Here is a 203-nt window from a genome sequence, read left to right as displayed (position 1 = left end):
TCCACGGGCGATTTCCACGAAGCGCTGGCCGCTTTGCTGGGGCCCAACGCGGCGGGTCTGTCTTCGACGACGATATCCTGGCTCAAGGCCGACTGGTGGGATGAGTATGACCGCTGGCAACGTCGCGATCTCAGCACGCGGAGGTTTGTCTACATCTGGGCGGATGGGGTCTATTTCCGACCACGCATGGATGAGGAAAAACA

1 pseudogene is annotated in these 203 nt (G+C 60.1%); it reads left to right on the top strand.

From position 1 onward, the window contains the following. Window positions 1-203, top strand: a pseudogene (locus tag ACFWW2_RS00030) (IS256 family transposase); the annotation flags it as partial.

This window comes from Yoonia sp. R2-816 (assembly GCF_046762905.1).
Taxonomy (GTDB): domain Bacteria; phylum Pseudomonadota; class Alphaproteobacteria; order Rhodobacterales; family Rhodobacteraceae; genus Yoonia.
Note: the sequence above shows the minus strand (reverse complement) of the source record. Positions and strands in the feature narration are given on the sequence as shown.